General features: G+C 64.8%; 17 protein-coding genes and 2 pseudogenes. 7 read left to right on the forward strand and 12 right to left on the reverse strand.

All coding sequences use genetic code 11. The features are described 5' to 3' along the window. Window positions 1-114: 114 nt before the first annotated feature. Together QZY07_RS04925 and QZY07_RS04930 are read left to right on the forward strand one after the other, a co-directional pair. Window positions 115-1,884 carry a choice-of-anchor Q domain-containing protein gene (locus tag QZY07_RS04925; protein WP_295400271.1) on the forward strand — a complete coding sequence of 590 codons (1,770 nt, stop codon included), beginning with the start codon at window positions 115-117 and terminating at the stop codon, window positions 1,882-1,884. Window positions 1,885-1,958: 74 nt separating this feature from the next. After that, window positions 1,959-2,492 carry a hypothetical protein gene (locus tag QZY07_RS04930; RefSeq protein WP_295400273.1) on the forward strand — a complete coding sequence of 178 codons (534 nt, stop codon included), beginning with the start codon at window positions 1,959-1,961 and terminating at the stop codon, window positions 2,490-2,492. Between the two features lie 401 nt (window positions 2,493-2,893). Here QZY07_RS04930 and QZY07_RS04935 read toward each other — a convergent pair whose 3' ends face one another. Then, window positions 2,894-4,291, reverse strand: a complete 1,398-nt coding sequence (locus QZY07_RS04935; protein ID WP_295400275.1) for an O-antigen ligase family protein — start codon at window positions 4,289-4,291, stop codon at window positions 2,894-2,896. Window positions 4,292-4,413: 122 nt separating this feature from the next. Here QZY07_RS04935 and QZY07_RS04940 point away from each other — a divergent pair, with 122 nt between their 5' ends. The 3 genes from QZY07_RS04940 (at window position 4,414) to QZY07_RS04950 (ending at window position 7,718) form a co-directional block, all read left to right on the forward strand. Further along, the gene (locus QZY07_RS04940) at window positions 4,414-5,448 is read left to right on the forward strand and encodes a glycosyltransferase family 9 protein (protein WP_295400277.1); all 1,035 of its coding nucleotides are present in this window, start codon (window positions 4,414-4,416) and stop codon (window positions 5,446-5,448) included. Continuing rightward, window positions 5,445-6,533, forward strand: a complete 1,089-nt coding sequence (locus QZY07_RS04945) for a glycosyltransferase family 4 protein (RefSeq protein WP_295400279.1) — start codon at window positions 5,445-5,447, stop codon at window positions 6,531-6,533. The genes QZY07_RS04940 and QZY07_RS04945 overlap by 4 nt, the downstream gene beginning before the upstream one ends. Window positions 6,534-6,629: 96 nt before the next feature. Then, window positions 6,630-7,718 carry a glycosyltransferase gene (locus tag QZY07_RS04950; RefSeq protein WP_295400281.1) on the forward strand — a complete coding sequence of 363 codons (1,089 nt, stop codon included), beginning with the start codon at window positions 6,630-6,632 and terminating at the stop codon, window positions 7,716-7,718. A gap of 28 nt (window positions 7,719-7,746) precedes the next feature. Here the strand turns inward: QZY07_RS04950 and QZY07_RS04955 are convergent, their stop codons facing one another. Together QZY07_RS04955 and metH are read right to left on the reverse strand one after the other, a co-directional pair. Further along, window positions 7,747-8,184 (reverse strand): DUF2721 domain-containing protein, encoded by a 438-nt coding sequence (locus QZY07_RS04955; protein WP_295400283.1) that lies wholly within the window; start codon window positions 8,182-8,184, stop codon window positions 7,747-7,749. 123 nt (window positions 8,185-8,307) lie between these two features. Further along, window positions 8,308-10,938: pseudogene (gene metH / locus QZY07_RS04960) on the reverse strand (methionine synthase); the annotation flags it as partial. 364 nt (window positions 10,939-11,302) lie between these two features. Between metH and QZY07_RS04965 the strand changes: the two are divergent. Then, on the forward strand, window positions 11,303-12,070 hold the full coding sequence (locus QZY07_RS04965) for a LytTR family DNA-binding domain-containing protein (RefSeq protein WP_295400285.1): 768 nt from the start codon (window positions 11,303-11,305) through the stop codon (window positions 12,068-12,070). Here the strand turns inward: QZY07_RS04965 and QZY07_RS04970 are convergent. Beyond that, entirely contained in the window at window positions 12,062-12,919 is an 858-nt protein-coding gene (locus tag QZY07_RS04970; protein WP_295400287.1) for a CPBP family intramembrane glutamic endopeptidase, read from the reverse strand. The genes QZY07_RS04965 and QZY07_RS04970 overlap by 9 nt on opposite strands. Before the next feature lie 440 nt (window positions 12,920-13,359). Here QZY07_RS04970 and QZY07_RS04975 point away from each other — a divergent pair, with 440 nt between their 5' ends. Continuing rightward, complete coding sequence (locus QZY07_RS04975; protein ID WP_295400288.1) at window positions 13,360-14,151, forward strand: Cof-type HAD-IIB family hydrolase; 792 nt, start codon at window positions 13,360-13,362, stop codon at window positions 14,149-14,151. On the opposite strand, the pseudogene mgtE reads toward QZY07_RS04975, so the two are convergent. The 8 genes and pseudogenes from mgtE to raiA all read right to left on the reverse strand — a co-directional run bounded on the left by mgtE (window position 14,148) and on the right by raiA (window position 20,934). Continuing rightward, window positions 14,148-15,510, reverse strand: a pseudogene (gene mgtE / locus QZY07_RS04980) (magnesium transporter). The gene QZY07_RS04975 and the pseudogene mgtE sit on opposite strands and share 4 nt — an antisense overlap. A 21-nt stretch (window positions 15,511-15,531) precedes the next feature. Beyond that, entirely contained in the window at window positions 15,532-17,274 is a 1,743-nt protein-coding gene (gene ptsP, locus QZY07_RS04985; protein WP_295400290.1) for a phosphoenolpyruvate--protein phosphotransferase, read from the reverse strand. Then, complete coding sequence (locus QZY07_RS04990; protein WP_295400292.1) at window positions 17,271-17,540, reverse strand: HPr family phosphocarrier protein; 270 nt, start codon at window positions 17,538-17,540, stop codon at window positions 17,271-17,273. Before QZY07_RS04990 ends, ptsP begins: the two co-directional genes overlap by 4 nt. Then, window positions 17,537-17,974, reverse strand: coding sequence for a PTS sugar transporter subunit IIA (locus QZY07_RS04995; RefSeq protein WP_295400294.1), 438 nt, complete (start codon window positions 17,972-17,974; stop codon window positions 17,537-17,539). Before QZY07_RS04995 ends, QZY07_RS04990 begins: the two co-directional genes overlap by 4 nt. Continuing rightward, entirely contained in the window at window positions 17,971-18,831 is an 861-nt protein-coding gene (rapZ, locus tag QZY07_RS05000) for an RNase adapter RapZ (RefSeq protein WP_295400295.1), read from the reverse strand. The genes QZY07_RS04995 and rapZ overlap by 4 nt, the downstream gene beginning before the upstream one ends. Before the next feature lie 54 nt (window positions 18,832-18,885). Then, window positions 18,886-19,848 (reverse strand): HPr(Ser) kinase/phosphatase, encoded by a 963-nt coding sequence (hprK, locus tag QZY07_RS05005; RefSeq protein ID WP_295400296.1) that lies wholly within the window; start codon window positions 19,846-19,848, stop codon window positions 18,886-18,888. Window positions 19,849-19,872: 24 nt separating this feature from the next. Continuing rightward, the gene (locus QZY07_RS05010; protein ID WP_295400297.1) at window positions 19,873-20,322 is read right to left on the reverse strand and encodes a PTS sugar transporter subunit IIA; all 450 of its coding nucleotides are present in this window, start codon (window positions 20,320-20,322) and stop codon (window positions 19,873-19,875) included. Between the two features lie 285 nt (window positions 20,323-20,607). Further along, window positions 20,608-20,934, reverse strand: coding sequence for a ribosome-associated translation inhibitor RaiA (gene raiA / locus QZY07_RS05015; protein ID WP_295400298.1), 327 nt, complete (start codon window positions 20,932-20,934; stop codon window positions 20,608-20,610). Window positions 20,935-20,955 lie beyond the last annotated feature (21 nt).

Here is a 20,955-nt window from a genome sequence, read left to right on the forward strand (position 1 = left end):
AGACGAACACTGGGACGCCTGCCTCGACGTGCTCAAGGAACGTCCGCGCCGCCGTCGCTTGCAAACCGTTCCGGCCAGGGTCATGCAGATGATGAACTCACAAGTGCGTCAACGGTGCGGTTAAGTTGGCGCTTATGGGGCGCCACGGTCGGCACGACCCTGAGCGGTCGGTATGCCTATCTTGACGAGCAGGGCGATCCCGAGCAGATCGGCGCGAACGGCACGCGTTTCCGCTGGGTGCGCGCGAGCGACGACGGCACCGGGGAAACGCTGACCAGCGGTGCCACCCTGGGCACGGCGCAACCCTACACCGTGCGGGCCGAGGATCGGGAGCACCGCCTGTCCTACTGCATCACCCCGGTCGCCACCGTCGCGCCCGCCGTCGGCACGGAGGATTGCTCGCTCGCGCTGACCATCGGCGGCGCCGGGCTGGTGTGGTATGTCAAGCCGGATGCCGCCGTCGCGGGCAGCGGCCAGAGCTGGACCGACGCCTTCCCGACCCTGCAGGACGCCCTCGCGGTCGCTCGCTCGGGCGATCGGATCTGGGTCGCGACCGGGGTCTATCGCCCGGACGACAGCGGTGACCGCACCGCCAGCTTCGTCATCCCGTCCGGCGTCGCCGTCTACGGCGGCTTCGCGGGCGACGAAACGACTCCGGAGGCGCGCGACTGGCGCGACCGGCGCACGGTTTTGAGCGGCGATCTCGACGGCGACGATACGGCGGCAGCGGGCGTCACCCAAGGCTGCGACGGGATTGTGGGCAGCAACAGCGACCATGTGGTGCGCACCGAGGGCGCCGACTCCGCCACCGTGCTCGACGGCTTCACCGTCACCGCCGGTCAGTCCGACGCGGACGGCGGCGGCTGGCTCAACGTCAATGGCGCGCCGACGCTGACCAATCTGCTCTTCGCGGGCAACCGGGCCGGCGGCGCGGGCGGCGGCATGCACAGCCTCGGCAGTCCCGCTCTCGCCAATGTGGCGTTTGTCGGCAACTGCGCCACACAACCAGGTAGCGGTTTCGCCTCCGCCGGCGGCGCGCCGGTGCTGACCAACGTCAGTTTCAGCGACAATGCGGCGATGGCGGGCGGCGGCGCGGCGTTCGACGGCGGTGCGACACTCGTCAACGCCCTGCTGTGGGGCGATGCCAACGGCGAACTGGCCCCTGGCCGCGCGTCGCTCACGGTTGCCCACAGCCTGATCCAGGCCTGCGGCGGCAGCGCGAACTGGAACTCCGCTTGCGGTCTGGACGGCGGCGGCAACCTGGACGCCGATCCGCTGCTGCTCGACCCGGCGCACGGCGACCTGCGTCCCGCCAGCGCCGACTCGCCGCTGCTCGACGCGGGCGATATGAGCGTCGCCACCGGACTGGACACCGACCTTGCCGGCAATCCGCGCGTTCAGGGCACCACCATCGACATCGGCGCCTACGAGCGCGCGCCGCCGCTCGTGCCGCCTGCCGGGGCCAAGACCGTGACCGGCACCGCCGGCGATGATCGGATCGAGGTGACACGCGGCATCGTCAGCGTCAACGGCGGCGCCGGCGACGACATCCTCGGCAACGCCGCCGGACGCCAGACGCTCGACGGCGGACCGGGGGCGGATGTCTTCGTTTATCGCGACCTGAGCGAACGCGGCGACATCGTCACCGGCTTCGAGCCCGATCGGGACCGCATCGATGTCAGCGCGCTGCTGGCCAAGCTCGGTTACACCGGCACCGATCCGTTCGGCGCCGGCTATCTGAGCCTGCGCGCCAGCGGCAGCGCCGATAGCGCGGTCTATCTCGACCCGGATGGCGCGGGCAAAGCGGCCGCCGTGCAACTGGTGCTGTTGCGTGGCGTGGTGCCCAGCCAGCTTCACGCGGCGAATTTTATCCCCGCGCCCTGAGCCAACCGCCCCGCCGCGCGCGCGGCGGGGCACCCCTTTCGTTTCTTTACCTTCCAATTGCAGGAGTGACATCCATGGGCGATCTCCGTATCCCCCTCTTCGCCGCCGCCTTGGCGTTCGGTTCGGCCGGTGTTCCGGCAGCCACCGTCACGTACGGTTTTTCGGTGACGATCACCTCCGAAGACAGTCTCGACGGCAAGATTTATACCGGTGACTTTGCTTTCGACGATGACGCCCCTCTCTACCCCGATGAGCCGGCCTCCACCTTCGCCCTCAGCGAGTTCAATTTCGATTTCATCGAGTCATCCGAATCCTCGGTTTTTCGCACCTATAGGCTGGAGGACGACCCTTTGGCGACGGTCAGCTTCGAGAGCGGCATCTTTCTTGGCCTTGTGTACTATCTCGAGAATGCTGTTTTTTCATTCGCGCTCGGTGGGGATGCCTCAGATCCAGCTCCGTCGTTCACCTATGAATTAAACGGCAATACGGGCACTGGCAGCGTCAGCCAAGTCCCGCTACCGCTGGCCTGGCTGAACTTTGCGTTTGGCGCCGCCCTGCTGACGATGGTCGGCTGGCGCCAGGCCGGGCGCCGAACGGTGTCGGGGTAGGCACCGCGTCTCGCCTGATCTCGCGACGCCATGCGACGCGGCGCTGCCATTAAGTTAAGCCGTTCGTGGCGAGCCCTGAGCGGTAGCCGAAGGGTCACTGCCATTCAGTTAAGGATTTTCCGTTCGTCCTGAGCTTGTCGAAGGGCGGACGGAAAATCCTAAGCCTCTGAGCGTTAAGCCGTTCATGGTTCGACAATCTCACCACGAACGGCTTAACTTAATGGCAGTGAGCCGAAGGGTCGAACCATGAACGGCTTTTTTATGCTCAGCGGCTTAGGATTTTCCGTCCACCCCATTCGACCCTTCGGCTTCGCTCAGGACTCAGGGCGAACGGAAAATCCTTAACTGAATGGCAGTGAGGGAGCGCGTAGGAGCCCGCTTGCGGGCGACTTGCGGGTTTTCTAAAGGCTCCGCGACACACTGCCCGGCCGCCGATCGGGCGGGTCCAGGTTCAACGCCAGCAGCCAGGCGCAGAGCAGGACGAAAAACCCGGCGGTGATGCGCATCAGCAGAATGGAGTCGGTGAGCGAAAACTGGAGATACCCCAGAATCACGAGGATGCCCGCATAGCCCAGTCCGCGGGTCGTATGGTCCTGGGCGCGGAACGCCGCGCGGACGAATACGGCCAGCGGCGCCAGATACAGCAGCAGGAGCGAGGCCAGCCCCAACAGCCCGCGGGTGGCGAGCGCATGCAGATAATCGTTGTGCGCGTGGGTATGCCCGGCGCCCCGATCGAACTCCGCGATGGCGCTGGAAATCAGTCCCTGATCGGCCATCCGTTGAAAATAGCCGTTCAGTTGCCCGACGCCGATGCCCAGCACCGGATGCTCCCGAAAGGCCATCCAGGCCGCTCGCCACATCTCGAAACGCTCGCCCAGCGAATTCCCGATCCCAACCTCTTCGCCGGGGACATAATGCCGCGCCTCGGACAGCGCGCGGGCGAAGCGATCCTGGATCTGGTCCGACTGCATCAGCGCGATACCGCCAACGACGGCCAGCCCCAGAATGCCGAGTACAATCCCGCGTCGATAGGCCGGATACTGATGGAGCAGAGAGAGGCCAATGACGGCCAGCGCGGTCGGAAAGAAGATCCATGCGCCCCGCGTGCCGGAGGCCAGGCTGGCATAGACCCCGCCGAGCGCGGCGAGTCCGAAGAGCCAGGCCAGGCGTCGTCGGGCCGGGAAAAAGACGCAGGCACCGAGCGCGCTCAAGACCGCTGCCAGGGTGGCGATGTCGCCAAAGGGAATCGCTTTGCCCTTGCTCCCGCCCGCGCGATACTCCAGTCCGGTGGCGAGTTGGTAGTCCGGCGCGAGTGTTTGCATCTCCCAAAAGGCGAAGAGGCCCGACAGCAGCGCGGTCGCGGCGATGGCAAACCAAAACCAGTCCGAGCGCGGCCGGACGGCGACCAGGAAGGGAATGAGAAAGACTCCGCCCAGGAAATAGCTGAAGTGTTCGAGCCGGTCCAGGGACGCCGCATTGAAGCCGACGCTGCCGGCCGACAGAATGGCGATCAGCGTGTAGAGAAGGAAGACGGCGGACAGGAGCGATGTCGTCGATTTGAGCGGCGGCAAGGATCGAGACGCGGGCATCGCGTCAGCGTCGATCCGATGCGACCGCGCGCGTTTGCGCCAGGACAGCAGGAACCAGACGAGACCGAGGAACAGCAGCGCATGCAGCGCCGGACCATGGATCCGGTAATAGGCGGCCGTGACCGTCGCCGCGCAGACCGCGAGCAGGACATGCGCCAGCCAGGACAGGAGTCGCGCGCCATCGATCCGCGTCACGATCTTCGAGAGCACGACCACCGGGTCACCCTATGACTTGGTTTTGCGGACTCAATGCTACCATGCCGACTCGTCACTCGACTCGGGCATCACGCCATGTTCGACCCCACATCACGCGCCACCAGGCGACCTGCTCCATGAACGCCATCCTCCTGGTCCGTCTCAGCGCCATCGGCGACATCGTTTTCGCCTCGCCCCTGATCGCCGCGCTGCGGCGCGCCTGGCCGCGGGCGAGGATCGTCTGGCTGGTGCAGTCGGAGGGTCGCGTCCTGCTGGACCATCACCCGGACCTGGACGAGGTGATCGTCTGTCCGCTGCAACACTGGCGCCGGTTGTGGAAAGCGCGTCGGTTCGGCGCGTTGATGAAGGGGGTTCTGGCGCTGCGCGCGACCCTTCGCGCGCACGATTTCGATCTGGCGCTGGACCTTCAGGGACTGCTGAAGAGCGGGGCGCTGACCTGGCTTTCCGGCGCCCGCAAGCGTATCGGACTGGGTTCGCGCGAGGGCAGTCAATGGCTGATGACGCGCGCCCTGCCGCGCGGCGGAGATGCCCGACGCATCGGCTCGGAATATCTCTACCTGGCCGACACGCTCGGCCTGCCGACCGAACCCTTCGCGATGGCGATCCACTATGGCGAGTCCGAGTCGGCCTTCGTCGCCGAGATCGTCGCCCGTCACGGGCTCGCCGGCGGCTATGCGGTCTTCTGTCCCTTTACGACCCGCCCGCAGAAACACTGGTTCGAGGATCGCTGGCAACGGCTCGCCGCCCGCATCAAGTCCGAGTTCGGGCTGACGCCAGTGCTGCTCGGAGGACCGGCGGACCGGGAGGCCGCCGCGCGGATCGGCGACGCCAGCGACGGATTGCTGGTCAATCTCGCCGGCCAGACCAGTCTGTTGGAGGCGGCGGCGCTGATCGACCAGGCCGCCCTGCTGATCGCCGTGGATACCGGGCTGGGACACATGGGTATCGCGCTGGACACCCCGAGTCTGCTGCTGTTCGGCTCCACCTGTCCCTATCTCGACACGACCCGCGCCAATGCCCGCGTGCTTTATCATCCGCTGCCCTGTTCGCCCTGCAAACGCCGCCCGACCTGCGGCGGAACTTTCGACTGCATGCGCCGGATCGAGGTCGACGAGATCGTCTCGGCCGCGCGCCAGGTGCTCCGGTCATGAGAATTCTGCATGTCGAGGGCGGTCGCCATCTCTATGGCGGGGCCTTTCAGGTGTTGCATCTGCTGCGTGGTCTGGCCGCACGCGGTCACGAGAATCTGCTCGCCTGCCCCCAGGGTTGCGCGCTGGCTCGGGCGGCCGAGCCGGTGGCTCGGGTGTGCGGTCTGCCGATGCATGGCGACGCGGATCTGTTCATGGCGCTGCGTCTGCGCCGGTTGATCCGTGCCACGCATCCCGATCTGGTCCATCTGCACAGCCGCATCGGCGCCGATGTCATGGGCGGTCTGGCGGCCCGGCTGACCGGCGTGCCCGCGATCCATACCCGACGGGTGGACAACCCCGAGCCGCGCTGGCGGGTCGCGCTGAAATACCGGCTCCACGACCGGGTGATCGCGATCTCGGAGGGCATTGGCCGGGTGTTGGTCAGCGAGGGTCTGCCCGCGTCCAAACTGCGGATCGTGCGCAGCGCCGTGGACTGGGAGAGCTATGCCCGGCCCTGTGATCGGGGCACGATCCGGGCGCGGCTGGGCGTGCCGGCGGATGCCCTGCTGATCGGCGTCATCGCCCAGTTGATCCCGCGCAAGGGGCACCGTTTTCTCATCGAGGCGCTGCCCCCGCTGATCGAAGCGCATCCGAATCTGCAGGTCCGCTTTTTCGGTCAGGGACCGCTCGCCGCCGATCTCCAGCGACACCTCGCCGACCGGCGGCTGACCGGGCACGTTCAATTGGCTGGTTTCCGCGACGATCTTGCCGAGCTTCTGCCCAGTCTCGACCTGGTTGTGCATCCGGTCCTGATGGAGGGACTCGGCGTCTCGCTGCTCCAGGCCGCCAGTGCCGGCGTGACCATCGTCGCTAGTCGCGCCGGTGGCATCCCGGAGGCGGTGCGCGAGGGCGAAAACGGCGTGCTGGTTCCGCCCAGCGACGTGCCCGCCCTGCGCGCGGCCATCGGCGCGCTGCTGGCCGATCCAGAGCGCCGCCGCGCGCTCGGTGCCGGCGGCCAGGCGTTGATGGCGCGCGAGTTCTCGCTCGATGCGATGGTGGAGGGAAACCTGGCGGTGTATCGGGAGCTGATCCCCCGAGTCGGCTAACGCAACTGCCGAACAGGACTCGACCCCCTTCACGCCGAATCCCAGAATGCCGACAACGAGAACACCTTTTCAAAACGATCGGAAACCAAACCCCGTATGTCCGACCCAACCTCATTGCAAATGGTCGCCAGCAAGGCGCTTGGCGGCGCGGAATACTGGTTCCGCCGCTTTAGCCTGGCGCTCGCCGAGCATGGCGCGCCCACCGAGGTTGCGATCCGGCGCGCGAGCGGGCTCGATGGGCTCGACTTCGGCCCGCTGACTGTCCATCGTCTGCCCTTTCGCACCACCTGGGATCCCGTTTCCCGGCACGCGGTCACCACGCTCATCAGGCGCATCCGCCCGGATATCGTCCAGACCTACATGGGTCGCGCTACCCGTCTGACGCATCTGCCCCGGCACGGCGGAACCATCCATCTGGCCCGGCTCGGCGGCTACTACGCACTCGGACCCTATCGTCACGCCCACGGCTGGATCGGCAACACCAAGGCGCTCTGCGACTGGATGATCCACCAGGGGCTGCCGGCCGCGCGCGTTTATCACATTTATAACTTCGCCGACCAAGCCAGGCCGGTCGCGCCTGCAAGGGTGGTCGAGCTGCGCCTGTCCCGCGGCATTCCCGACGACGCCTGGGTCATGGTGACCCTGGGGCGTTTCGTTCCGTTCAAAGGGCATACCCATCTGGTTTCGGCCCTGGCCCGGCTGCCCCAGACCATTGCCGGTCGACCGCTGCGACTGATCATGCTCGGTGACGGACCGCTGTCCGCGCCACTGCGGCGGCAGGCGATTCAATCCGGACAGGATCCGCGCATCGTCTGGGCCGGCTGGCAGTCCGATCCGGCCCCCTATCTCCAGATGGCGGATCTGGTGGTCTTCCCGTCGTTGGATGCCGAACCCTTCGGTAACGTCATTCTCGATGCCTGGACTTGGGGGAAACCCTTGGTCACGACGAGTTTTCGTGGCGCGCGCGAGGTCGCCCGGCACGGCGAGGACGCCTGGTGCGTCCCTTGCGAGGATGCCGTCGCGCTGGCGAACGGCATTCAGGACACGCTGGCCGACCCGACGCTGATGTTCAAGATCGCCGAGCGCGGACACGAACGAGCCGAACGGGAGTTCAGCCGCGCGGCCATCCTGAGCCAGTACCTGGAACTCTACCGACGGTTGGCGGATGACGGTGGTTGGCGATGATTCCAAGGACATCGCCCACCCGGGCTCTCTAACGCTTGCCGATTTGCAAACTGGCGATGGCGAGAAAGACCTCCCGCAGAAAAGACAGCAGGGCCGCGATAAAGGCGAGCATTGCCGCCACGAAGAGGAGTGCGACCGCGAGCGAGGCGTCGAAGGTCAGGAAGGAGCCGAGAAACAGGATGGCGATGACCGAGGACACCAGCAAGGCGGTTACGGTGCAGAGACCAATGGAGACGCTGATCAATTGTGCGCGGTGCGACAGTGTCGCCAGTTCTTTCTGGGTGCGATCCTGGTGCGCGGCATTGAACGGAGTTTGTTCCTCCAGCACCCTGGCGCGGTCGACGATCCGGCCCAGGCGGCTGGTCATGACGGCGAGGATGCCGCCGATGCCCGTCAATAAAAAAACCGGCGCGACCGCGAGTTGGATGACGTGCGCGATCATGGTGAGGGGAGATTCTTCGAGCATGTCAGTGTTCGGCCGATGCGGATGGAAAGAGAGGTAACTTGGTGGATTCGCTAAACGCGGAGACGCGCATCATGCGCGCATGACGGGTGTCCGCGTTGCGGCGAATCCGACGATTCGCCGCGCTCAGTCCATCTCATACGCCAGATTCGGTGCCAGCCAGCGCTCGATCTCCGCGAGCGGCATGCCTTTGCGCTCGGCATAGTCGGCGACCTGATCGCGCGCGAGCTTGCCGACAGCGAAATAACGGCTGTCGGGATGCGAGAAGTAGAGCCCGCTGACCGAGGCGGCGGGGACCATGGCCTTGGATTCGGTGAGCCAGATGCCGGTATTCTTCTCGGCGTCCAGCAGTTGCCAGAGCAGATCCTTCTCGGTGTGGTCCGGACTGGCGGGATAGCCCATGGCGGGGCGGATGCCCTGGTATTTTTCCTCGATCAGATCCTGATTGCTGAACTCCCGCTCGTCGGCATAGCGCCAGTGACGGGTGCGCACGCGCGCGTGCAGCATCTCGGCCAGTGCCTCGGCAAGCCGGTCGGCGATGGCCTTGAGCATGATGGCGGAATAATCGTCGTGGTCATCCTCGAAGCGCTTCACATGCTCATCGATGCCGATGCCGGCGGTGCAGGCGAAGCCGCCGACATAATCCGGGATGCCGGTCTCGAAGGGGGCGACATAGTCGGCCAGCGCTTCGTTGTATTTGCCGGGCGGCTGCTTGCCCTGCTTGCGCAGATTGTGCAGCGACAGGATCGGCTCGGCGCGTTCCTCGTCGGCATAGACGGCGATGTCGTCGCCGATCGCGTTGGCCGGGAAGAGGCCGATGACGGCGTTCGCGGACAGCCATTTCTCGCGGATGAGCCGGTCCAGCATGGCGCGTGCGTCGGCGAGCAGCTTGCGCGCCTCGACGCCCTTCTCCGGGTCGTCGAGAATCTGCGGATAACGCCCGCGCAACTCCCAGGCATGAAAGAAAAAGGTCCAGTCGATATAGGCCGCGATCTCGTCGAGCGGGATGTCGCGGAAGGTCTGGACGCCCAACTCGGCCGGGGTCGGCGGCTGATAGCAATCCCAGTCGATCAGGGTGCGGTTGGCCTGGGCCTGCGCCAGCGGGATCAGATCGCGCGCCTCGTCACGCTCGGCGCGGCGCTGGCGAATCTCGATATACTCGGCGCGGATGCCGGCGACATAGGGGGCCTTCAGATCCTTCGATAGCAGACTGCCGGCCACGCCCACGGCGCGCGAGGCATCCTTGACATGAATCACCGGATGCTCGTACATCGGCTCGATCTTGACGGCGGTGTGCAGCTTCGAGGTGGTCGCGCCGCCGATCAGCAGCGGGATGGTGAAGCCCTGACGCTGCATCTCTTTCGCGACATGGACCATCTCGTCGAGCGAGGGCGTAATCAGACCGGACAGACCGATGATGTCGGCATGGATCTCGCGCGCCTTGGCGAGAATCCGGTCGGCGGGGACCATGACCCCGATATCGATGACCTCGTAGTTATTGCACTGGAGTACGACGCCGACGATGTTCTTGCCGATGTCATGCACGTCGCCCTTGACCGTCGCCATCAGGATGCGGCCCTGGGTGTCGCCCTCGCTCTTCTCGGCCTCCAGATAGGGTTCCAGGTAGGCGACCGATTTTTTCATCACGCGGGCGGATTTCACCACCTGCGGCAGGAACATCTTGCCCGCGCCGAACAGATCGCCGATCAGGTTCATGCCCTCCATCAGCGGGCCTTCGATGACATTGATCGGCGCGCCAAGCTTCTGGCGCGCTTCCTCGGTGTCCTCGACGATGAAGTCGGTGATGCCCTTGATCAGCGCATGTTGCAGCCGCTTTTCGACCGTGGTCTCGCGCCAGCTCAGATCCTGTTTGTTCTCGATGCCGCTGCCGTCGCCCTTGTAATTGGGCGCCAGATCGATCAGCCGTTCGGTGGCGTCCGGGCGGCGATTGAGGATGACATCCTCGACCGCCTCGCGCAGTTCGGCGGGCAGGTCGTCATAGATGGCAAGCTGTCCGGCGTTGACGATGCCCATGTCCATCCCGGCGCGGATGGCGTGATAGAGAAAGACCGAGTGGATCGCCTCGCGGACCGGGTCGTTGCCGCGAAACGAAAAGCTGACATTGGAGACGCCGCCCGAGACCCGCGCATAGGGCAGTTCGCGCTTGATGCGTCGGGTCGCCTCGATGAAATCGACCGCGTAATTGTTGTGTTCATCGATGCCGGTGGCCACGGCGAAGATGTTGGGGTCGAAGATGATGTCCTCGGGCGGAAACCCGATCTCGTCGACCAGGATGCGATAGGCGCGCTGACAGATCGTAAACTTGCGCGCCTGGGTGTCGGCCTGTCCGACCTCGTCGAAGGCCATGACCACCGCCGCCGCGCCGTAGCGCCTGACCTTGCGTGCCTGTTCGCGGAAGGCCGCCTCGCCCTCCTTGAGACTGATCGAGTTGACGATGGACTTGCCCTGCACGCACTTCAGCCCGGCCTCGATCACCGACCACTTGGAGGAGTCGATCATGATCGGCACCCGCGCGATGTCCGGCTCGGCGGCGATCAGGTTGAGGAAGCGGGTCATGGCGGCCTGCGAATCCAGCATGGCCTCGTCCATGTTGATGTCGATGACCTGGGCGCCGTTCTCGACCTGCTGGCGTGCCACGTCGAGCGCGGCGTCGAAATCGCCATCGAGGATGAGACGCTTGAAGCGCGCGGAGCCGGTGACGTTGGTACGCTCGCCGATGTTGATGAAGCTGGCTTGTGGGGTCATGGATGCGACAACTGTTGGTTGATGGTGGTGCAGATCCGGACTGCGCGGGGGGTTCATGAATGAAGACGGCGCTTGGCCTTTGCTCGGCTCGACCAGATTTCATTAAGCCTATGACTGTGGGCCATCCTGCCATGAAACGCATGGCTGCCGCCTATTGTCCGATCGGAACCGGCCTGTTGCCACCCCCGCGGAGGCGATGATCGCGCGAGATCCACGGCTTCGAATGATTCCGGTGTCTTGAGTATCGGGGTTGTCGTCCAAAGTTGTACTCACGAGTCTTCGTTTCTTGGGCTATCTTTTTCATGCAAGCGCCGCCAGAGCGTGATGACTGTTCCTTGAAGTAAGAGCAAAATCCATGCGGATTCTCGTCGTTGACGATGACTCTCCAGCCCGAGACCGGCTCCGGCGTCTGCTCGCCGAGTTCGATGGCGATCATGAGCTGGCCGGAGAGGCCGCGGACGGGTGGGAGGCGATTTCCTGCTGCCGGTCGCAGCCGATCGATCTCGTTCTGCTGGATACGCGGGTGGCCGGCATGAGCGGGAACGAGGTCGCCCGGCGACTGGCCCAACTGGATGCGCCGCCGGCGGTTATTCTGATGGCCGCCGACGCGCCTTCAACCTTGAACACCCTGGGCAGTCCGAGGGCGGGCTGTCTGCCCAAGCCGGTACAGCGCGAACGGCTGGAAGAGGAACTGGCGCGGGTCAGCCGCCACCTGAACCAGGCCGCCGTTCCGGTGGTTGGCGTCGAATCCCCGGTTGCCTCTTATCCCGGCCGTCGTCGCCAGATCAGCGCGCGCTATCGCGGCCGGGTGTGCGCGGTTCCAGTCCGCGACATCCTCTCTCTGCGGGCGGATCAGAAATATGTCACGGTCCGCCATCCTGGCGGCGAACTGCTGGTCGACGAATCGCTGCGAACCTTCGAGCAGGAATTCGGGGATCTTTTTGTGCGCATTCATCGCAATGCGCTGGTCGCGCGCGCGCGGCTGATCGGTCTGGTAAAAACCGACCAGGGTCGCTTTCAGGCAAGGTTGAGCGACTGCGACGAACGCCTGCCCGTGAGCCGTCGGCATGTGGCGGAGATCCGCCGTTGGCTGCGCGAGCGGGCCCTTGATCCATCAGGATGACCGGCGGGCGAGCGCCCAATAGCCAACGGCCAACAGCCCGATCCAAAGCGCTGCCAGCCAGCCGATGGTGCCGTCGTACTCGCCCACCAGACAGGCGACGTTGGACTCCGCGTTGCCGTCCGTGACCCGGCGCGTCACCTGGATCACGAAGATCCAGCCGGCATGCAGCCCGATACACCAGCCGATCTGTCCGGTGCGCTCGCGGACCAGCGCCAGGAAGACGCCGACGCAAAAGAGCGCGACCATGGAATCCAGGTTGCTCCATTGAAAGACATCGCCGAAGACATGGGCAAACATCCAGAGCGAGCCGGTCCAGTCGAAGGCCATGCCGGCGGGCAGCGCGCCCGGTTTCATGAAGTGCACCAGGGCATAGAGCAGCGCGGACCAGAGGATGGCGGAGCGCATGCCGTCACGGCGTCGGATCGCACGGTAGAGCGCGCCGCGAAAAAAGGTTTCCTCCAGAAGTCCGATCAGCAGCCCACCGATCAGCGCCTGCGCGGCTTGACCGGCAAGGCCGGGCCAGGGATGCGGGTCCGGAATCCGGATGTCCAGCGCGAGCAAAGCCAGCACGAGGGCCAGCAGAATCGCCACGCCCTGCAACCAGCCAAGCATCACCGAGCGGCGCCAGACCCGGCCGCTCACGGCATAGCCCAGCGCACCGCGATCGGCGAGCGACAGCATCCGCAGGAAGGGCCAGATGCCGAGCAGCATGAGGATCTGGGCGAGACGGCTCATCGCCCGCTGAGGCTCAAGATCGATCCAGCCGGTCGCCAGCAGCGCGGGGGTGAGCAGTGCCGCCAGGACTAGGCAGACGAGGAGATAGAGGAAAAACTGAAGGGTCGCACGCATGTCGATGGGTTAGTGGTTAGTGGTTAGTGGTTAGGAAACTCCCGGAAAATAACCTGGCCGGACGGGGCATGCGCCCTGTCAGGACGTTTCAACCAGGTTCGCGGAAATGACGAATTCCCCGTGTTCGGAAAACGTTGCGACGGGGTGAATACCCCGTCGCGCGGTCGTCGTTCTTGCTTTCGTTGTCGTTGTCGTTATTCGATTCGACAACGATCATCGCGGATGCCCCGTTCCAATCCGCCGTGCATTGGTTTGATTCGCGCTCCCTCGCGGGTCGTGATTGGAAAGTATTGACCGGTTATTTGCGGGGAGTTGCCTGAGTGGTTAGTGGTCAAAAAGTGTCCATCAACTTTAAAGCGCGTCCAGCACGAGACTCCGGGTTGCGCTAAGGTGTCAGCCTGCCGTTGACACTCAAGTCTCCACGATGGACGCGCTTTAAAATGTACAAACTCATCGTTTCCGATCTCGACGGAACCCTGCTCAATGCCGAGCATCGGCTGGGCGATTATACTCGCGATGTCTTGAGCGCCCTGAGACGGCGGGGGATCGAGATTATTTTCGCCTCCGGGCGTCACTTTCAAGACATCCGCGGACTCTCCGGGCGGCTGGGCGGTCCGGACTGCCTGATTTCCAGCAATGGCGCGGCGGTGCATGACCGCCAGGGCCAACTGCTGCATTGCCGCGCGATCGACCCCGACTGTCTCCCCTTTCTGTTGTCCGATCCGGCCTTCGCTCGGGTACAGACGAATGTGTACCGGATCGACGATTGGATCGTCGAGACGCCCGAACCGAGCCTGCTCCAGTATCACCGGGAGTCAGGTTTTGCCTATCGGGTCAGCGACTTTGCCGCGCTCGACGACGCGCCCGTGCTGAAGGTCTTCTATTTCCATGACGACGCCGGGTATCTGCGCGACCTGGAGAGTCTGATCCTTGGCGGTCATGGCGACCGGCTCACCATCACCTATTCGCTCCCGAACGTGCTGGAAGTCATGGCCCTGGGGGTCTCCAAGGGCTCGGCGCTCGCCCGCGCGCTGCAACAGCGCGGCATTCGACCGGCGGACGTGATCGCCTTCGGCGACGGTCGCAACGATCTGGACATGCTGCGCGACGTGGGCAAAGGGGTCGTGATGGGCAACGCCGCGCCCGAATTGAAAGACGCGCTGCCCGACCTGGAAGTCATCGGGTCGAACGCGGAGGAGTCGGTCGCCCGCTATCTGGAGCGATTGCTTTAAAGCAGAAAAATCGTCGCCAATCCCAAAAACGCCAGAAAGCCCACCACATCCGTCACGGTGGTGAGAATCACCCCGCCGGCCAGGGCGGGATCGATGCCGAGGCGCTCCAGCAGGAGCGGCAGCAGCGCGCCCGCGAAGGCGGCGGCGAGCAGGTTGATGCTGATGGCCACGCCGATGACCAGCGCGATCCGGGTGTCGTGGAACCAGAGCCAGGCGATCAACGCGACGACAACGGCCCAGACGATGCTGTTGATCGTGGCGACCGCCATCTCCTTTTTAAGCAGCCAGCGGGCGTTCCTGGATGTGAGATGGCCCACGGCCAGGCCGCGGATGGCGAGCGTGAGCGTCTGGGTGCCGGCGATCCCGCCCATGCCTGGCGACCACGGGCATGAGGACGGCCAGCGCCACCACCTGCTGAATCGTGGCCTCGAAGCGCCCGATGACCCAGGCGGCCAGAAAGGCGGTCAGCAGGTTGACGCCGAGCCACAAGGCGCGCCGACGCGCGCTGAGCAGGACCGGGGCGAACATGTCCTCGGTCTCCGAAAGGCCGGCCTGACCGAGAAACTGATGCTCGGCCTCCTCGCGGATCACGTCCATCACGTCGTCGACCGTGATGCGCCCGAGCAGGTGCCCCTCGTCGTCCACCACCGGAGCGGTGACCAGCGCGTGCTGCTCGAAACGGGTCGCGACCTCATGGGCGCTCCAGGTCGCCGGAATGGCCTGCACGTCCAGCCGCATGGCCTCGGCGACCGAGTCGTCCGGGGCGTGGGTCAGCAGATCGGTCAGAGAGAGTACGCCCAGATAGAGTCCCCGACGATTGACCACGATCAGGTTGTCCGTGATGTCCGGCAGTCCGTCCTTGAGCCGGCGCAGATCGCGCATCACGACTTCCAGGGTCATCTCGGGGCGCACCGTCACCGTGTCGGTGTTCATCAGTCCGCTGGCGCTGTCCTGCGGAAACGACAGCGCCTGCTCAAGTCGCTCGCGGCGCTGCTGGTCGAGCGATTTGACGACCTCGCGCGTGATGGCCACGGGCAGATCCCGGATCAGGCGAGCCAGATCGTCGGTGTCCAGATGCTCCAGCGCGGCGATCAGTTCGCCGGCGTCCATCAGCCGGATCAGGCGTTCGCGGACATCGTCGTGCAGATAGGCCAGCACCTCGCCATCGGACGCGGCCTCCACCAGATTCCAGACCAGTTCGCGTTCCTGGGGCGGCAGGGATTCGAGCAGATCGGCGATTTCGGCCGGCTGCAGGGCATTGAGCATGCGCGCGGCCTGACGCATGGCACCCTGCTCAAGGACTTGACGCAGGGCGTCGAGACGCGGGCGGTCGGGATGGCTCGGGACAGAGACACTCATGGGGGCCTTGTCGCTTCGCACTCAGGCCTGATTCAAGGCGTCCAGCAGGTGGCTGGGGTCGGTCTCGTCGAGCAGATCGAACAGTTGGTCGGTGCGCCGCTGAAGTTCCCGCGAATCGGCGTCGAGCACGATTTCCTTGATGTCGAGCAGCGCGCCCGGCTGCATGCTGAACTCGCGCAGCCCCAGCCCTAGCAGCAGGCGCGTGAAGCGCGGGTCGCCGGCCATCTCGCCGCACATGCTGACCGGAATGCCCAGCGCGCGTCCGGCCTCGATGGTCATGCGGATCAGCCGCAGGATGGCAGGATGGGTAGGGTCAAACAGATAGTTGACGGCGTCGTCCAGACGGTCGATGGCGAGCGTGTACTGAATCAGGTCATTGGTGCCGATGGAGAGAAAATCCATCCGGCGGGCGATGGCACGGGCCTCCAGCGCGGCGGCGGGCACCTCGATCATGGCCCCGATCGGCAGGGCGGGATCGTAGCGCAGTCCCTCGCGGTCGAGCTGATGCTTGAGCTGCACGATGAGCGCCAGCACGGTGTCCAGTTCATGCACATTGGTCACGAGCGGCAGCATCAGACGGATCGGGCCAAGCGCGGAGGCGCGCAGGATGGCGCGCAATTGCGGTCGAAACAGCTCCGGTTCCTTGAGACAGAGCCGGATCGCGCGCAGACCGAGCGCCGGATTACAGGCGCTGGCGCCGCAGTTGGCGAACGCCTCGCAGCCTTTCTCGACGCCCAGATCCAGGGTGCGGATGGTGATGGGGATGCCATCGAGTCCCGCGATCATCTCGGCATAGTTGGCCAAATGCTCCTCCTCGTCCGGGAGGTCGTCGCGGTTCATGTAGAGAAATTCGGTGCGGTACAGACCGACCCCGGCGGCGCCGTTGGACTTGGCCGTGCTGACGTCCTCGGGCAATTCCAGATTGGCCAGCAGAGCGATGGCAACCCCGTCGCGCGTCAGGGTGGGTCGACTGACCAACTCGCGCAGCCGGCGCTGGCGCGCCTGGACCGCGCGCAGACGCTGGCGAAAATACTCCAGAGTCCGTTCGTCGGCATTGGCGAGCACGGTCCCGGTCTCGCCGTCGACCACCAGAAATTCATTCTGACGCAGATAACGGGTGATCTCGTGGATGCCCATGACCGCGGGAATCCCGAGGCTGCGCGCCAGGATGGCGGTATGCGACATGGGACCGCCGGCCTCGGTCACGAAGGCTACCGCGCCGCGGTGGCGCAGCAGGATGGCGTCGGCGGGCATGAGATCGTGCGCCACCACCACGCAGCCGTCGAGATCCTTGATCCCGGGGTCGGGCGTCGTTGCGTCGCCGCGCAGGAAGGACTGAATCTGGCGGACCACATGCTCGATATCGTCGCGCCGGGTGCGCAGATAGGGGTCGTCCATCTCGTCGAAGACCCGGATCAGGGTATCGCGCTGTAACTGGAGCGCCCACTCGGCATTGCACAATTGATCGCTCACGATACGCCGGACCTCGTCGATGAGGGCGGCGTCCTCGAGCATCAGCAGGTGGGCGTCGATGAACTCGGCGATCTTGATGGGGGTGTGACGCGGGATCTGTGCGCGTATCGCCTGCAAGGCCTCGCGCGCGGCGGACACGGCCAGATCCAGGCGGGCGATCTCGGCGCCGATCTGATCGCTGGCGATGGGGGCGAGGAAGGCGCCGCCACGGCCGCGGGCATCGATGAACGCCGGCCCCAGGGCAATCGGGCAGGACGAGGCGATCCCGATGCCCTGAAAGGCGGTGGTCATTCGGCTTCCCCAAAGCGCTCGCGAATCAAGGTCTCGATCGATACCATCGCGTCCTCCTCGTCGTCGCCGACGGCCTCGACCGTGACCCAGGTGCCCTGACTCGCGGCCAGCATCATCACCCCCATGATGCTCTTGCAGTTGACGCGCTGGTTGCGGCGCTCGATTTCGATATGGCTGCGGTAGCGCGTGGCGCATTGCACCAGCTTGGCCGCCGCGCGCGCGTGCAGCCCCAGTTTGTTGCAAATCTCGAATTCCCGGCGAATCATGCGCCCTGGATCCTGCGCGCCGGCGTCGTGCGCTGCTCGCCCGCGGCGACGCACAGGCGGATGCCATCGCGCGCGCCCTGCGCGGCCTTGTCGGCCACCGTCTCCAGATCCAGCGCGGCGTAGTTCAGCGCCCGCAGCAGCATCGGCAGGTTCACGCCCGCCAGCACCCGCGCGCGCTCCAGCCGCTCTAGCAGAACCAGCGCGACATTGGCGGGCGTGGCGCCGAAGAGGTCAGTCAGGATCAGCACGCCATCGCCCTGGTCGAGTCGCGCGGCGCGCCGCAGACCCTCGGCGACGAGATCCTCGCACGGGGTATCGTTGATCACCTCCAGCACCTCGATGCCGGGCGGACGGCTGCCCAGAATCTCGGTGGCGACACCCAGCAGATCCCCCGCAAGCGGACGATGCGTAATCAGAAGAAGTCCGACGCTCATGGCAATTCCCGATGTCTCACGATGACCTTGTGACCGTCGCCCTCGAAGAAGCGACGCAATGCCTCGGTCATGTAGACCGAGCGATGTTGACCGCCGGTGCAGCCGATGGCGATCGTCAGATAGCTCCGCCCGTCGGTCTCGAAAGACGGAATCCAGTGCGCGAGAAAGGATTGAATGTCATCGCGCATCCGCCGGACCTCGGGGCTTGCTTCCAGAAACGCCACGACCGGCGGATCGCGTCCGGTCAGCGGTTTGAGTTCGGGCTGCCAGTGCGGATTGGGCAGACAACGCACGTCGAACACGAAATCCACGTCCTGCGGCACGCCATGCTTGAACCCGAACGACTGGAGCAGGATCGACGCCTTGGGCGAGGCGCTGCCGACCAGCCAGCCGCGCACCCGGTCGCGCAACTCGTGGACATTGCTCTGGGTGGTGTCGATGAGAATCCCGGCGCAGCTCCGGATCGGCTCCAGCAGCTCGCGTTCGAGCTGGATCGCCTCGCCGAGCGAACGGTCGCCTCGGGTGAGCGGATGCTTGCGGCGGGTCTCGCTGAACCGTTTGATCAAGGTGTCGGTGTTCGTTTCCAGAAAGATGACGCGACAGTCGATGCCTCGCTCCTGAGCGGTGCGGACGAGTTCCGGGAGCAGGCGCAGTTCATCCGGGTTGGTCCGGGCGTCGACGCCGACCGCCGTGTTCGTGAACGCCTCGTCAAGCGCCGCCTTGCGCAGCCCCAGCACAAGATCCTTCAGCAGAAAGAGCGGCAGGTTGTCGATACAGTAATAGCCCAGATCTTCCAGCGTGTGAAGTGCGACGCTTTTGCCGGAGCCGGACAATCCGCTGAGAATCACCAGTTTCATCGGGAGTTTGCTTCCAGTCAGGCGGACGGAGGTCGACGCTGGATCGGTGTGGCGTCAGCGTCGGGCGGCTGGCGGATCGGGTCGGTCGAGACTGATGGCGCGGGCTTGCCGATCGATGAAATCCACCCCCGCGTCGTAGCCACGGATGCGCAGGATCTGATGCCGCACCGCCGCCTCGACCAGGATGGCCAAGTTGCGGCCCGGCGCCACCGGCATGACGATTTTCGGGATCGCGACACCCAGGATGGTGGTCGCCGTCAGGCTGCCGGTGAGTCGATCGATGCATTCGAGCTGTTGCTGATCCAGTGGTTGCAGGTCGATGATCAGATTGAGCGTCTTGTTGCGCAGCACGGCGCCCTCGCCGAACATGGCGCGAATGTTGAGGATACCCAGACCGCGGACTTCGAGAAAGTCCCGCAGGGTTTCCGGGCAGGTGCCTTCGAGCACCTCGGGGGCGATCCGCGCGAAGCGGGGCGCGTCGTCGGCGACGAGTCGCTGTCCACGGGTGATCAATTCAAGCGCAAGTTCACTCTTGCCCACCGCCGGGTTGCCGACCAGCAGCACGCCCATGCCCAGCACTTCGATAAAGACGCCATGGACCGTCTGGCGTTCGGCCAGTGCGTGGGTCAGAAAATAGCGCAGATGGTTGATCAGTTCCTGATCGCCGAGCGTGGAAGCCAGCAGTGGCGTCTGCGTGCTTTCGGCATCTTCGAGCAATGCCGCGCCAGGCTCGATACCATCGGAAAAAATCACCGCCGCGGGACGGTCGGCGAAGAGTTTTTTGATGGTTTCGGCGAAGGCGGTCGCGCCCAGGGCATGCAGATAAGCCTGTTCCTGCTGACCCACAATCTGCAGTCGGTTGGGATGGATGCAGTTCAGCGATCCGATGAGCGACTGTCTCGAATGCTCGGGATCATGACCATGCAGTGAGCGCGGTTCTCGCGGCTCGGGCGTTATCCAGCGCAGTTTAAGCTGGGATCCGGTCTGCGCAATCAGGGACTGAAGGCTGTCGATCATCGCGGGCGACCGTAAAGGCACGGCTTAACGAGTATTCAAAACTTGCAGCAGCCGGGCTGGAGAATCCGCCGCGCGGAGCTGCTCCCGGATCGCTGGGTCGCTGAAGAGGCTGGCCAGATGCGCCAGCAGGCGCAGATGTTCATCGTTGGCGGCCTCCGGGACCAGCAGCGCAAAGGCGAGATCCACCGGTTCGCCGTCGGTTGCATCATAGTCCACGCCCCGGACCGTTCTCACGAAGGCTCCCAACACCTCCGTGACTTCATTGATTCGGGCATGCGGCAAGGCGATGCCATGGCCAAGGCCGGTGCTGCCGAGACGCTCGCGTTCCAGCAATCGCTCGAAGACGGTCTCGGTGTGCAGGCGCGGATGACCGCTTGCCAGCAGTTCGGCAAGCGTTTCGAGCAGGCGTTTCTTGCTCGCGATCTCAAGCGCGCACCCGATGCGGGCTTCGCTGATCAGCTCTGGGCTCAACATGGATCCAGATCCTAGTATTCGTCGGCGCGCAGGATTGCCGCGGAGTCCGCGCGCGACGTCGGCCTGGCGTCTCGCGCGCGAGGCGGGATGGTCGCGTGACAGTTGTCTGGGGTCATTGTTGCGGGTCTCCTGCGATCGACCGGTCGGCTGAACTTGAGCCTATGGTGGTGATCGTCTCTCGTCGTCTCAATAAAAAACACCCCGAACGGTCAGTTGATTAGCCGCCCGAGGTGTCGGGTGCGTGCTGAAGGAAGCGACGCATTCAGAGTAACCGCTCGTCCGCGGCTATTCTTCCGCCTCGGCGATTTTCGCCACGGAATTGCCGCGATGATTGCCCTTTTTCTCCTTGTAACGCAGCATCTGGCGATCAAGCTTGTCGATCAGGGCATCGATGGCCGCGTACATGTCTTCGTGGGTGGAGTCGGCAAAAACCTTGCCCCCATCGATGAGGAGTGTCGCCTCCGCCTTTTGGGCGAGCTTCTCAACGCTGAGCACGACATGGGCGTTGATGACGTGGTCGAAATGTCGCGCCATGCGCTCGAATTTGTTCTCGACATAACTTCTGAGTGCATCGGTAATATCGATGTGGTGACCCGTCAGGTTGATCTGCATCTTGTGACTCCTTAAGGTTCA

It is taken from the genome of uncultured Thiocystis sp. (genome assembly GCF_903866365.1).
Taxonomy (GTDB): Bacteria; Pseudomonadota; Gammaproteobacteria; order Chromatiales; family Chromatiaceae; genus Chromatium.

Bases quoted from the DNA above. Each gene is read 5' to 3' on its own strand.
- QZY07_RS04930 (WP_295400273.1), top strand. From the start codon at position 1,959: ATGGGCGATCTCCGTATCCCCCTCTTCGCCGCCGCCTTGGCGTTCGGT.
- QZY07_RS04940 (WP_295400277.1), top strand. From the start codon at position 4,414: ATGAACGCCATCCTCCTGGTCCGTCTCAGCGCCATCGGCGACATCGTT.
- QZY07_RS04945 (WP_295400279.1), top strand. From the start codon at position 5,445: ATGAGAATTCTGCATGTCGAGGGCGGTCGCCATCTCTATGGCGGGGCC.
- QZY07_RS04950 (WP_295400281.1), top strand. From the start codon at position 6,630: ATGTCCGACCCAACCTCATTGCAAATGGTCGCCAGCAAGGCGCTTGGC.
- QZY07_RS04955 (WP_295400283.1), bottom strand. From the start codon at position 8,184: ATGCTCGAAGAATCTCCCCTCACCATGATCGCGCACGTCATCCAACTC.
- QZY07_RS04965 (WP_295400285.1), top strand. From the start codon at position 11,303: ATGCGGATTCTCGTCGTTGACGATGACTCTCCAGCCCGAGACCGGCTC.
- QZY07_RS04970 (WP_295400287.1), bottom strand. From the start codon at position 12,919: ATGCGTGCGACCCTTCAGTTTTTCCTCTATCTCCTCGTCTGCCTAGTC.
- QZY07_RS04975 (WP_295400288.1), top strand. From the start codon at position 13,360: ATGTACAAACTCATCGTTTCCGATCTCGACGGAACCCTGCTCAATGCC.
- ptsP (WP_295400290.1), bottom strand. From the start codon at position 17,274: ATGACCACCGCCTTTCAGGGCATCGGGATCGCCTCGTCCTGCCCGATT.
- QZY07_RS04990 (WP_295400292.1), bottom strand. From the start codon at position 17,540: ATGATTCGCCGGGAATTCGAGATTTGCAACAAACTGGGGCTGCACGCG.
- QZY07_RS04995 (WP_295400294.1), bottom strand. From the start codon at position 17,974: ATGAGCGTCGGACTTCTTCTGATTACGCATCGTCCGCTTGCGGGGGAT.
- rapZ (WP_295400295.1), bottom strand. From the start codon at position 18,831: ATGAAACTGGTGATTCTCAGCGGATTGTCCGGCTCCGGCAAAAGCGTC.
- hprK (WP_295400296.1), bottom strand. From the start codon at position 19,848: ATGATCGACAGCCTTCAGTCCCTGATTGCGCAGACCGGATCCCAGCTT.
- QZY07_RS05010 (WP_295400297.1), bottom strand. From the start codon at position 20,322: ATGTTGAGCCCAGAGCTGATCAGCGAAGCCCGCATCGGGTGCGCGCTT.
- raiA (WP_295400298.1), bottom strand. From the start codon at position 20,934: ATGCAGATCAACCTGACGGGTCACCACATCGATATTACCGATGCACTC.